At 45.4% G+C, this 13,588-nt stretch carries 7 protein-coding genes; all 7 read left to right on the forward strand.

Translation table 11 applies throughout. The features are described 5' to 3' along the window. Positions 1 to 317: 317 nt before the first annotated feature. The 7 genes from HP548_RS20135 (at position 318) to HP548_RS20165 (ending at position 13,511) form a co-directional block, all read left to right on the forward strand. On the forward strand, positions 318 to 1,271 hold the full coding sequence (locus HP548_RS20135) for an EamA family transporter (protein ID WP_076291079.1): 954 nt from the start codon (positions 318 to 320) through the stop codon (positions 1,269 to 1,271). A 203-nt stretch (positions 1,272 to 1,474) separates the two neighbouring features. Continuing rightward, positions 1,475 to 1,900, forward strand: coding sequence for a cupredoxin domain-containing protein (locus HP548_RS20140; RefSeq protein WP_076291080.1), 426 nt, complete (start codon positions 1,475 to 1,477; stop codon positions 1,898 to 1,900). Between the two features lie 97 nt (positions 1,901 to 1,997). Then, positions 1,998 to 3,020 (forward strand): SDR family oxidoreductase, encoded by a 1,023-nt coding sequence (locus tag HP548_RS20145; protein WP_099854552.1) that lies wholly within the window; start codon positions 1,998 to 2,000, stop codon positions 3,018 to 3,020. A 9-nt stretch (positions 3,021 to 3,029) separates the two neighbouring features. After that, positions 3,030 to 3,686 (forward strand): carboxylesterase family protein, encoded by a 657-nt coding sequence (locus tag HP548_RS20150; RefSeq protein WP_099854549.1) that lies wholly within the window; start codon positions 3,030 to 3,032, stop codon positions 3,684 to 3,686. Between the two features lie 172 nt (positions 3,687 to 3,858). After that, the gene (locus tag HP548_RS20155) at positions 3,859 to 11,388 is read left to right on the forward strand and encodes a fibronectin type III domain-containing protein (protein WP_175382636.1); all 7,530 of its coding nucleotides are present in this window, start codon (positions 3,859 to 3,861) and stop codon (positions 11,386 to 11,388) included. A 120-nt stretch (positions 11,389 to 11,508) separates the two neighbouring features. Continuing rightward, on the forward strand, positions 11,509 to 12,219 hold the full coding sequence (gene treR / locus HP548_RS20160; RefSeq protein WP_083679056.1) for a trehalose operon repressor: 711 nt from the start codon (positions 11,509 to 11,511) through the stop codon (positions 12,217 to 12,219). A 362-nt stretch (positions 12,220 to 12,581) separates the two neighbouring features. After that, entirely contained in the window at positions 12,582 to 13,511 is a 930-nt protein-coding gene (locus HP548_RS20165; RefSeq protein WP_409347671.1) for a glycoside hydrolase family 5 protein, read from the forward strand. Positions 13,512 to 13,588 lie beyond the last annotated feature (77 nt).

The following is a 13,588-nucleotide window of genomic DNA, read 5'->3' on the forward strand; positions in this document are numbered from 1 at the left end:
TACTTTGAATTTGAATTAAAAAAATTTAAATTGTGAATCAGGGTTGACACCACCTCACCTCCCATGTAATATATGAAAAGTCGTCACACACGAATCGCAAACAACAAGTGCATATTTCATTTCGTATAACCTCGCAGGCCGAAAGTGTACACAGGGCGAGGGTCTCTACGGGAAGCCTATACTTCCTAACTACGATGCCAGGGAATCATTGTATTCCTTGCTCGTAGTTAGGATTTTTGCATTTGGATGGTGTCTGTGACCTTGGCATGGATCAAACATGCAGACGCATTTTTCGATCATCAGGAGGTTTATCTACAATGAAATATTATCTGTCCGTTCTCGCAGGAGCGATGAGCTATGGCATATTATCCACAATTGTGGTTCTGGCTTACGGCGAAGGGTACAAACTTGGAGAGGTCGTGGGCACACAGCTGATCACGGGCTTCATCCTGTCCTGGATGCTGGCATTATACTCGAAGTTTAGAATGAAACGGAAGTCACAGGCAGATGGAAAACCATCAGCAGCCGTGGCAAAAGCGCTTCAGAAATTAACGTGGAAGCAGCGTCTGCTATTGATGGCTGCAGGGACGCCAACGGTCATTACCGGTCTTGTCTATTATCAGTCTTTGCGGTATATCCCCGCGTCACTGGCTATTATTCTTTTGTTCCAATTCACTTGGATTAGTGTATTGATCCAGGCTGTGAGCAAACGTCAGCGTCCTGACAAGGTAACATTCCTGACTTTGATTATCCTGTTTGGCGGCACATTGCTGGCAGCTGGTTTTCTGGAACAGGGACTCGGAGAGTTTAACGGCTTGGGCATAGCGCTTGGCTTGATGGCGGCTGTAAGTTACTCCCTGTTTGTAATGTTCAGTGGTAAAGCGGTTCCATCAGCACATCCAGCGTTTCGCAGTGCCTGGATGGTTACTGGGGGTCTGATCTTGCTGTGCATCCTGTTCCCACCGACATTCCTATTTAACGGATTGATTTGGAGTCAACTGCTTGTCTTCGGATTGTTGCTTGGCTTCTTCGGAGCTTTTATCCCACCAGTACTGTTCGCAGTAGGTGTGCCTCATATTGGTGGAGACATGGCCGGAATTCTTGGTGCAGTTGAGCTTCCAATCGCGGTGCTGCTCTCATCCATTGTTCTTCACGAGCATGTGAGCCCATTGCAATGGATCGGGGTTATTGTAGTGCTCATTGGTGTAGCGTTGCCAGAGATTTATAAGTTACGGATGAGGCGAAGTCGAAATACACCTATATATTCCTGATTGGCGAATAGATAGAACTATAAAGACAATAACTATAGCTGAAAGAGCCTGAGTGATTCAGGCTCTTTTTTGATGAATATATTTATTGGACTAAGTGGCGTCTCGTCGATATGGCCCATTCGAGTCATTTTCAATTTTAACCGGATGGGGTATGCTGAAGAAGAGTTGCAATTGAATGGGAACATAGACAGAGGAGCGTTGAGATGAAAAGCTGGATTAGCAAAACCTGGCCTTGGCTTACGCTGGGAATTACTGTAGTTGTGCTGCTTGGATCTTTTATGGTGTATTTTATGGGCAAGGACATGTCCCCAGGTTCAGGAAGTGCTGTAACGGCCAAAGCCGAGACGCCGGAGGACTTGAAGGGATATGAAGTTATTGATGTTAATGTAAGTAACGACGGCTTTGAGCCTAATGTTATTGAAGTTAAAGCCGGGGTTCCAACCAAAATTAACTTTATCCTTACTCGTAAGGTTACGCATGTTAAATCGGTAGCGGCTGACAAACTGGGCATGGATCTTTACATGCAAAAAGGAAACAACTATTACACTGTAGACAAGGATGTCCAACCTGGTGAATATGAACTGCACTGCGGTATGTACATGATTTACGGAACAATTAAGGTCATATAATGGACAGGAGCAAAGATTCTTCAATTGAATCTTTGCTCCTCTTTTGTGTGCATGATATCATGGACTAGTGATCAATTTCATCTGGAGGTGGCCAAATATGAAAGCGCTATTTATTGGAGGAACAGGTACCATCAGCACAGCAATTACCGATCAGCTTGCTAAGCAAGGCTGTGAACTGTATTTGATCAACCGGGGAAATCAAAATGATAATTTGCCTGCGCAAATCAAAGTGCTGCAAGCCGACATTAACGATGAAGCAAGAGTTGCGGAGCTGATTGCCGACCTGGAGTTCGATGTTGTCGCAGACTTTATCGCATTTGTACCGTCTCAGCTGGAGAGAGATTACCGTTTGTTTAAGGATAAAACGAAGCAGTTTATATTTATCAGTTCGGCATCTGCCTACCAGACACCACTTGCTGATTATCGGATCACGGAAGGTACGCCATTATCCAATCCGTATTGGGAATATTCGCGCAACAAAATTGCATGTGAAGACTATTTGATGAAACAGTATCGTGAAGAAGGATTTCCGGTGACCATTGTGCGTCCAAGCCATACGTATAATGAACGTTCTGTACCTCTTGGTGTGCACGGGGCAGAGGGAAGCTGGCAGGTCCTCAAGCGCATACGTGAAAATAAACCCGTACTTATTCATGGAGATGGCACATCTCTCTGGACCATAACGCATAACCGTGATTTTGCCAAAGGATTTATTGGCCTTATGGGCAACATTCATGCCATTGGTGAATCGGTACATATTACCTCGGACGAGTCAGTAACCTGGAATCAGATCTATGAGATTATCGCAGGAGTGCTTGGTGTCAAACTTCATGCGGTTCATGTATCTTCCGAGTTTTTGGCGGCGTGCAGTGATCAGGATCTTCGAGGCGGTCTGCTGGGAGACAAGGCGAATACAGTTGTATTTGATAACAGTAAATTAAAAAGGCTTGTTCCGGAATTTGTGGCAACGATCAGGGCCGATCAAGGAATCCGCAATACCATAGAATATATTCTTGCACATCCTGAATTGCAGACCGAAGATCCCGAATTTGATGCATGGTGTGACAAGGTGGTCGGAGTATTGGACGAGGCGTTGTTGAAAATTAGAGATGAGAAGTGAGGCGAGCATATGTCCCAAACCGGGCATCGAATGGTAAAGGAAATCACCAAAACCGTCACTTTGGACTATTTGCTGCACATTCCCGAGACGGCGGAACCGCTTGCTGCGGACCAGAAATGGCCTGTCATTTTATTTCTTCATGGTGCTGGAGAACGCGGTAATGATCTGGAAATGCTTAAAGCAAACGGAGTTCCGCTTATTGCTGGTCAGGACAAGAGTTTCCCATTTATCGTGATTTCACCGCAATGTCCGGTGGACGAATTTTGGGGTATGCATCGCGAAGCTGTTATGGCCCTTCTGGAACATGTTTTGGAAAACGAAGCTGCTGACCCGAACCGGGTGTATCTTACAGGTCTGAGTATGGGCGGGTATGGTGCTTGGGATCTGCCACTGTTTTACCCCAATACATTTGCTGCATTGGCACCTGTGTGTGGGGGAGCTGACCCTTCCAAAGCGGAAGAATTGCGTAATATACCGATCTGGGCGTTTCATGGGGCCAAGGATGATGTCGTTTATGTGACGGAATCCGAGAAGATTGTTCATGCGCTTGAAGCGTTGAACGCGGATGTGAAGCTGACGATATACCCTGAAGGCGATCATGATGCTTGGACCGAAACGTATGACAACCCGGAATTGTACAAATGGTTTCTCAGCCATTCGTTATAATCAATCAATCGTAAATTGACAATATTCAGCATTCTTAAGTATTTACTTTCGTTATTTGAATCGTTATAATCAAGAAAAAATGACACTTGTTAGGGGAGGCACCCCAACAGAGGACTTTGTTCCTTTGTTGGGGTGCCTCCTTTTTTTGGTGTGTAGAAAAGGAGAGCAGACGTTGAAGAAATCTGAGAAACGTATTAAAAAACAGGCCGAGCAGCTTACCAAAGTGGTGCTGGCATTTGCCCTATTGTCACCCCAAACCTTGTTGGTCGAATGGGGTTCAACGGCCGTTATGGCTGAAGCTGTGGAAACCATCAGTATTGTATCCGATACTTCCAGCATGAAGGCTGTTCAATCCTCCAAGGTGAAAGTGGAGATGAATAGTGATGGCAAATATAGAATTGTGTTGCTTCCAAATACAAACGTATTCTACGGTGGCGATACCGGGAATGTATCCACCATTATTGATCATAATGGAACGCCCGTTAATTTTAAGTCACTACCCCTTAATTATTATCGGATCAATAATAATGTAATCGAAATGTCCAGGCAGAAAGACAACGTTGAGTATATTTTGCGCGTGTCTATCGTTAATGCCACATCTCAGGGCGGTTATATGAAGGTGGAGCTGGAGGCTGTTAATCGCAGCGGCTCTACGCTGAATCTGGGAGGTACGTTCTATTGGGATACGATGGTGAACGGCAACGATGCTTCTCCGTTTGAAGTGATTGAGAACGGCTGGCGCAATTACAGTGGAGGTGTTCAGGTAACCGCTTTTTATGCCAACACGTATAACGTTGTGGACGCAGATCGCATTTTCATGGGGCAGTACAATAGCCCAGACAATGCACAGCTGACAGGTGGTTCCTCTCCGTCTTCCTTTACGCCAGGGCAGACCGTTACCGCAACGGATACCGCTGCGCAGTTCTGGTGGAACGGCAAAGCAACCGCGAACCAGGCTTCACGCAAATTTTCGACGATTGTGGGGATTGGTCCCAAAAATGCACCGCCTTCATTTGCACTATCGGCTCCGTCTTCGGGTCAAACCTATTACAAAGGGGAACAGCTTCAAATTTCCGGTACAACCCGGGATACGGATGTTGGAGATCTTCTGACTGTCAAATGGTCGATCGACGGAGGCTCTGAAAACATTCTGACACAGATGACGGCTACAGGTTCCAATCAGTCATTTAATACGAATTACACATTGCCGGATACACTCTCAGATGGCGCACATACGTTTCAAGTGTGGGTTATGGATGACAAGGGAGGAGTCTCCTCAGCGGGCACTGTCAACTTTACGGTGAAAAGTTTCGTTGTTCCGGGAACACCGTCATTTACATCAGTCAACAATAATAATCTGACGGTCAACTGGGACAAAAAGGCGAATGATGCTTCCGTGACGTATGAACTGAAAAATGTAACGACGAATCAAACGTTTGATACGAGTACAACAAATAGTCGGCATGTGACCGGCCTTACACCGAATACTCAATATTCTTTTGCTGTACGCGCCAAAAACACAGTCGGTTCGTATACGGGATATTCAAGTTCAACTAGTAAATTTACACTAGCAAATGCACCAAGCGATGCTGCTGTGAGCCAGTCAGGTAACTCCGTTACGGCTAGTTGGAACAATAATGGAAATCCTGCGGGAACGAATTACAAAACGGAAATACGTAACTCCGTCGGACAAGTGCTTGCATCGGGTACAACTTCATCAACTCGTACTGAACTTGCGTTAACTGGACTTGCTGACGGATTATATAACGTATATGTAGCAGGAGTGAATGGAGAAGGCATACAGACTGCATTTACCTCTGCAGGTCAGATCACAAAGGACACGACCGGTCCCACCGCTCCCTCTATAGCAGCGGATCCTTCTTCTTGGACCAAGGAAGATGTCCTGGTTACGATTACAGCAGGCTCGGATGCCTTAAGTGGTGTACAGAAGACGGAGTACAAGCTGGGGATTGGGGGAGAATGGAAGAAATACACTGCTCCCATTACGGTTAATTCTGAAGGAAATACACTCATTATTGCCCGCAGCATAGATGCATTTGGCAATACAGGACAGGAGGCTTCGGTTACAGCGCAAGTGGACCGTACAGCTCCGACACCTCCCGTCATCTCGTTAAATCCGACGGAGTGGACCCATTCGGCAGTAACAGTAACGTTAACGGCAGGTACGGATGAAGCAAGTGGAGTGGATCTTACGCAATATAGACTTGGAGGTGAAGGAACTTGGGTCGATTATCGAGAGCCATTTACCATCAATACGGAAGGAATAACCCAGATTCAGGCGCGAAGTGTGGATCGGGCCTCTAATGTCAGTGCATCAACTTCAGCCAATGCCCGGATCGACAAGACAGGGCCTGATGAGCCAAAGGTTACACTCAGTGATGATGAATGGACGAATCAGGATGTATCCTTTGAAATATCCAGCGGTGAAGATACAGGCAGTGGACTTGCCAAAAGCCAATATCGTCTGAACGAACAAGGCCCCTGGATCGATTACACTGGAGAAGTGAAGGTTACCAAAGAAGGACAAACCACAGTATATGCGCGCTCGCTTGACCAGGTAGGGAATGTAAGTACTGTTGCGAAAGCAATCATTCGATTGGATAAGACCGCTCCAACAGAACCGGTTATTACATTAAGTCAGTCCGGCTGGAGCAAAGAAGCTGTGCAATTTACGATTGCTGGCAGCATAGACGAACATGCCATTTCGTATGAATATAGTTTGAACGGCGCCCCATATATTGCAGGAAACTCAGGAGCAGTGAGTTCAAACGGTCCCAACGTAATTCGAGCCAGAGCGAGAGACGCTGTCGGAAATGTTAGCATGGAAATCAGTCGTACGGCTTATGTCGATCAGGTTGCTCCAACGATTACATTTACAACCAATGGACAGGGCTGGAGTGACACTAGTATATCTGCTACCGTTCAATATGAAGATCATGATTCAGGTATCAATGAGATTTCACGATTGTATAGTGTGACGAGCAGTACCGTATCGCCAGACAACTGGAATGAAGCCCGCTCGAATGAGTCTGTAATTTCAATTGAATCCGAAGGCATTTGGTATATCCATGCCAAAACAATGGATGTGGCAGGGAATACATATGAGACCGTATCAGCACCTTATCAGATCCAGCACAAGCCACAGCAGCCGGGAAATGCGAGCGTTACACAGATCAGTGAGACCTCAGCAGAACTTACATGGGATTTGCCGACAGGAGAATGGTATACCGACGGGTATCAGTATGAAATTATAAACCAAACGACGGGCCAGTCGTGGACACTAGATTATCCTAAACATACGCTCACTGATCATTCCCTGAGTGGTGGGCAAGTCTATGATTACGAAGTGAGAGTTCGAAACCATACTGGTATAAGTGATGCATTATCTGTCCGTGCACTGACAATCCCCGCGGCACCGGGATCATTACAAGTTCGAAAAATCGATTCCCAGCCTGAACTGGCAGAAGTGCATTTCGATTCGGTTCAAGGTGCTACTGCGTACCGTATCACGGCAGCAACTTCGGATGGAAGTATTGTTTTTGACCAGATGATCTCCGATTCTTCCAATATTCCGTATATGACCAATCTGGTCCCGGGGAGCATTCATACGATTTCGGTTACAGCACTGAATGAGAGTGGTGCGGGAGAAAGCAGCAGGGTGGGATTCCTGACATTGCCTGCAGCACCTGGTGAATTTGCGGCAGTGCAGATTCGGGAGCATGTGATCTCTCTGGGATGGGAGACGGTAACTTCAGCTACGTATTACAGCCTTTCACGCAGTGGAGCTGGAGTCTACGAAGGATTGGAAACGGAGTATGTGGACGCAGGTCTGGATAGTGGAACAGAGTATAGCTATGAATTGCTGGCCGCAAACGAGACAGGAGAAGGTCCAGTAACAAGTTTGCAGAAGCTGCTGACATTGCCGGGGGCCATTGAAAGCTTGAGTATAGATAATGCTACAACAACGAGCATGCATCTCAGTTGGGATCCTGTAAGAAGCGCGGAGCGATACGAAGTCTTTGTGAATGGGGAGAAGCGGGAGACGCTGCTTGCTGGAACCCATGAATATCTGCTAACGGGATTGACTGCGGGAACGTTGGTTCAGGTGGACGTTCAGGCAGGCAATGGAAGTGGACAAGGTCAATCCAATCGAGTATCTGGAACGACGCTTCCCGAGAGTCCTTCAGGTCTTCACTTTGTTCAGCCGACTGAAACAGGAGCAACACTTAGATGGGATGCAGTCCCCGGAGCGACGAAGTACCGGATCGTTCTTGAGGGGCAGAGTTATGAGATTTCAGATACACAGATTGAAGTCCATCAGTTATCAGGCAGCCGCCACTATACGTATCAGGTGGAGGCCGGAAATGCTGCCGGTTACAGTGCACCCACAAGTGGTAAACTGCTTACTTTGCCAACCAGACCTGAAGGGCTCAAAGTAACACGTACGGATGAAACAAGTATTGGAGTAGAATGGGAATCTGTAAATACAGCCGAATCCTATATTGTTAGTATCAATGGAACGGAAGTGGGTCGGACTTCGGGACTTGCCTATAGGGCTGAAGAATTGTTGCCAGGCATGGAGTATTTAGTGGAAGTACAGGCCGTGAACACGTCTGGAATCGGTAAGTCTGCCAGCTTGATTCGATTATCCAAACCAGCATCGCCTTCAGAAATTGTAGTTGAACCAGGGGTACATAATGCCAACTTGTCATGGGCGGCTGTAGCCGGTGCATCAGAGTATGTAATTCAACAGGGGAACAAAGAAATTTATCGTGGAACAGAGCTAACGAACCTTATTTCAGGACTTGAGGATGGAACGATGCATCATTACACACTTGTTGCAGTGAACAGACAAGGGACCCCATCCGAAGCGACGGGTATATCCATACTGACATTGCCTGAAAAACCAGTTGAGATTAAGGCATCGGAAGTGTCGGAAAACAGTCTTAGTCTGGATTTTACCAAAACAGGGGTAAAGGGTGCAGCCGAATACATCATTGAACGCAATGGGCGAGAGATTGCTCGCGTGGATGCGAGTGAAACCCGATTCGTAGATGAGAATTTGTCGCCAGGCACGAAATATACATATACGATCCGGGCGGTTAATGCAAGTGGTTCGGGTGCTTCCCTTATCTATGGAATAACAACTCAAACCCTGCCACTATCCTCAGATGGGATTACAGTGATCAAAGGAACTCACTTTTTTGATCTGGCGTGGGAAGCAGTACAGGGAGCAACCGCATATGAAATTCGCAATCAGACAACGGGGCAAGTTCAGACTGTGTCCGAACCATCGGTACATCTTGTCAGTTTATTGGATGGCACAACGTATGCGTTTGAACTTATTGTTATGAATGAGGATGGTCACCGTTCTTCTCCTGTTCAGGTTATTTTAATGACCAAACCCATTTCCCCACAAACAGCAAGTATTGCTGCAGTAACCGATCAATCCGCAAAGCTGGATCTGAGTGGCAGTGCCACACGAGGCGCAGAACAACTGATCATTTTGCGAGATGGTATTGAAATTGATCGTATTCCGGCTGACAGTACTTCTTATGAAGACAATGACCTGACGCCGGGGGAGAGATACACCTATACGGTTAAGACTTCGAATGCTTCCGGCGATAGCGATGCGGGATTTGATGTTCAATTACGCACGCTTCCTGCAACAATTACGGAAACTTTGCATCCAGATGTGATTGAAGAGACGAAGGCAGTGATTAAGTGGGAAAAGGTTCAAGGGGCAGAGGGTTACATTGTAATGATAGCGGAAGATGAATTCACAACCATTACAGAGAATGATTTGACTGAGGTTACCCTTAATGGTCTTACCAGCGCAGCTCGATATGATCAAGTACAGATCATTCCTTATAATACAGCGGGTAATGGAATTCCAATGTTCGTTGCTCCATTTTTCACGTTGCCTCATGTCGATTCTATTGAGATGAAGTTATATCCGGAGACGGATCATGCCAGACTGGAATGGGATTTCTCTTATTTAAACGAAACGTTTGTGGTTCTAATGGATGGTATCGAGCTGTATAAAGGCAAACAAAAAGAATATATCGTAAAGGAACTGCAGGGTGGAACGAACTACTCCATCGAACTGTATACCGAGAACGAGCAAGGGGATACATCACATAAGTTTGAGTATACGTTGTTGACCAAACCGGAAGCTCCCAAGGAAGTAGAATATCGTTCGACACAGGATAGCATACAACTTCAATTCGAAAAGAGCCATGTCAAGGGGGCCGAACAATTCATCATTGAACGTGACGGTGCGGAGATCGGCCGAGTGTCTGTTGACGAGCCTTATTACGAAGACCATGGGCTTGAGCCAGGTGTGAGTTATGTGTTTACCATCAAAACCGTAAATGCTTCGGGTAAGAGCGAGGTTGGCTTCAATCTAACAGCAGTAACACTACCAGGCAAAATTCCTTCTTCACCTCAAGTGGAAGAACGTACTCAGCATGGTGCAGATATTGTATGGGATATGATTCCTGGGGCAGCAGGCTATCGCATCTATCAGAAAGACGAGTTGATTGCGACAACAATGGAAACGTCGATACATGTAACTGAATTGAAAAGTGCCCAGCACTATTCCGACTTTTCTATTGTGCCTTTTAATGAAGCGGGAGACGGAGAGACAGTTAATGTACCTGAGTTCGAGACATTGCCATCAGAAGAATTCACTATTTCAGCGATCTCTCAGAGCACAAGCAGCATTGCGTTGAGTTGGAAGTTGGAATCTTTAAATGAAACGATCGTACTTTCCAGTAGTGGACGGGAGATTTATCGCGGAAAGGAACGAAGCTACATCTGGACAGGACTAACGGGCGGGCAGCGTTATGATGTCATATTGTGGACTGAAAATTCAGCCGGGGAAAAAAGTGAAAGCCAGCAGGCCACGGCTGTGACTATGCCATATCCACCTCCAAGCGGAAGTGGAGCTGGTTCACCTGTAACATCCTCCAAACCGGAGGATGTTCAGTCCGGAGCATCTCAGCCTGAGCAAAGTGACAAAGTAGAAGAAAAAGCCAAGAAAGAGATCAAGTTCATTGATATTGGTCAAACATTCAATAAAGATCAGATTATATGGCTGGCAGAGCAAAACATCATTCAAGGTGTGAGTGAAACCCGCTTCGAACCCCGTCGTCCCATTACAAGAGCTGAATTCACAGCACTTATTGTGCGATTAATGGGTGTAGACACATCTGCCGAATATCAAAATGCTTTTCGGGATGTGAACGATCAGGATTGGTTTGCTCCTGAGATCGAAGCAGCCGTAAGTCGTGGTATGGTACATGGCATGGGGAATGGCAAATTTGCTCCTTATGCGCTGGTAACCCGGGAACAGGCATCAAAGATCATTGCGAATGTTATTCGCAAAATTAAGCCGGAACCCGCAACTTCACGTCGTGCCTTTACGGATCAGATGGATGTGTCCGATTGGGCCAAAGAAGAGGTTGAAGAGCTTGCTGGAATGTACATGCTTACCGGGTACGAAGACGGCAGTTTCCGTCCCATGCAGCATCTGAGCAGATCCGAGGCGGCAGCCCTGATCTTCCGACTGAACAAACTGATCCGTATTATTGAAGAAAACCAAATTGTGGGAGACGACGGACCGAGTATAGACGCTAAGACTAAGACGTCAAAATCGGAAGTGAACGATATAGATTGAATTAAATGTTAATTCATCATTTCATTCTCCTCAGCAACCACATTATCCGTTATTCGACTTTTAATGTTATAATAGGTTGCCAATATGATAAAAAAGGGTAATGGACAGTGGTGATGAATGATGAATAATAAATTTATCCGAATCTATGAAGATATTGCAGCTCGTATTCGGACTGGAGAAATTGAAGCAGGTACGTTGCTTCCCTCGGAACTTGATTTATCGGAAAGTTATCAAACGTCTAGAGAGACGATTCGCAAAGCGCTGAAAATGCTGTCTGAAGAAGGTTATATTCAGAAAATTCAAGGTAAGGGCTCCATTGTGCTGGATATACGTAAAATTGATTTTCCTATTTCAGGCCTCGTTAGCTTCAAGGAACTGGCTAAAAAAATGGGACATCGGGCCAAAACGTACGTTAAAGTTTTTGAAGAGAAAAAGGTTGATCAAGCCTTGTTCAAGAAAATCAATTTTGGTCTGAATGAAAAGGTCTGGGAGATCAGACGTGTACGGAAAGTGGATGGCGAACATGTCATTCTGGATAAGGACCATATAAGCCAGAAGCTTATCCCTGGTTTGAGCAAGGAAATATGTAATGACTCCATCTTTGAGTACATTGAGGAGGAGCTCGGGCTGACCATCTCTTTTGCCAAAAAGGAAATTTTGGTGGAGGAGCCTACCGCTGAGGATAGGGAATTGCTTGATCTCGAAGGGTTCCACAATGTAGTTGTGGTTAGGAGCCAGGTTTACCTGGAGGATGCCAGTCAATTCCAGTTCACAGAGGCAAGGCATCGCCCGGACAAGTTCAGATTTGTGGACTTTGCCCGGCGTAGATGATATCCATTGACCATGCATATGAAACAGAGAGTACCTATTCACTTCTTTTAGGGGTGAACGAGGTGCTCTCTTTGTTTTGAACAAAATAAATTCCTTATCATGGTAAAAACAACTTGACCAGTAAGCGTTTTCATTTTATTATATGTCCATAACCTTAACGATTAAGTAAATTAAATTAAATTATGTGTACTACATAAAGTTATTTATTTATAATAATAACTTTACAAAATTATGATTTGCTTTTGATTTTAGTTAACTTATTGCCTTGAGCAGGGTTAATTGAAATAAACAAAAAATGTAGGAGGTTCTAACGAATGGTCAAGTTGCAAAAGTGTACAGTCTTTATCGTAATTGCTGCACTTATGTTGGTGATTCTGGGGAGTGCTGCCCCCAAAGCGTCTGCTGCTACAGGATTTTATGTAAACGGAGGCAAATTGTACGATTCCACTGGCAAGGCATTTGTTATGAGAGGTGTCAATCATGGACATTCATGGTTTAAGAACGACCTGAACACGGCGATTCCTGCGATTGTCAAAACAGGTGCCAACACCGTACGGATTGTGCTCTCCAATGGCGTGCAGTACACCAAAGACGATCTGAACTCTGTTAAGAACATCATTAATGTTGTAAGCGCAAACAAAATGATTGCGGTGCTTGAAGTACATGATGCAACAGGTAAGGATGACTATAATTCGTTGGATGCAGCAGTGAATTACTGGATTAGCATCAAGGAAGCACTCATTGGTAAAGAAGACAGAGTTATCGTAAATATCGCGAACGAATGGTATGGAACATGGAATGGTAGTGCCTGGGCTGACGGATACAAAAAAGCAATTCCGAAGCTGAGAAATGCCGGTATTAACAATACATTAATCGTGGATGCAGCGGGCTGGGGGCAGTACCCGCAATCCATCGTGGATTATGGACAAAGTGTATTTGCAGCCGATTCGCAGAAAAACACCGTATTCTCGATTCACATGTATGAATATGCCGGTAAAGATGCGGCAACCGTTAAATCCAATATGGAAAGCGTATTGAACAAAGGTCTTGCCCTGATCATCGGTGAGTTCGGTGGATACCACACGAATGGGGACGTCGATGAATATGCGATCATGAAATATGGTCAGGAAAAAGGGGTAGGCTGGCTCGCATGGTCCTGGTATGGCAACTCTGATTTGAACTATTTGGACTTGGCTACGGGTCCTAACGGAAGTTTGACATCCTTTGGAAACACAGTCGTTAACGATACTTATGGAATTAAAAACACTTCAAAAAAAGCAGGGATCTACTAGGATATATAGGGTCTAGCTTTTCGAAAAAGATTCATCCAATCAACTAGCGATATTAAGCTTATTCTGACCCAAAAATC

It is taken from the genome of Paenibacillus taichungensis (assembly GCF_013359905.1).
GTDB classification, from domain to species: Bacteria; Bacillota; Bacilli; order Paenibacillales; family Paenibacillaceae; genus Paenibacillus; species Paenibacillus taichungensis.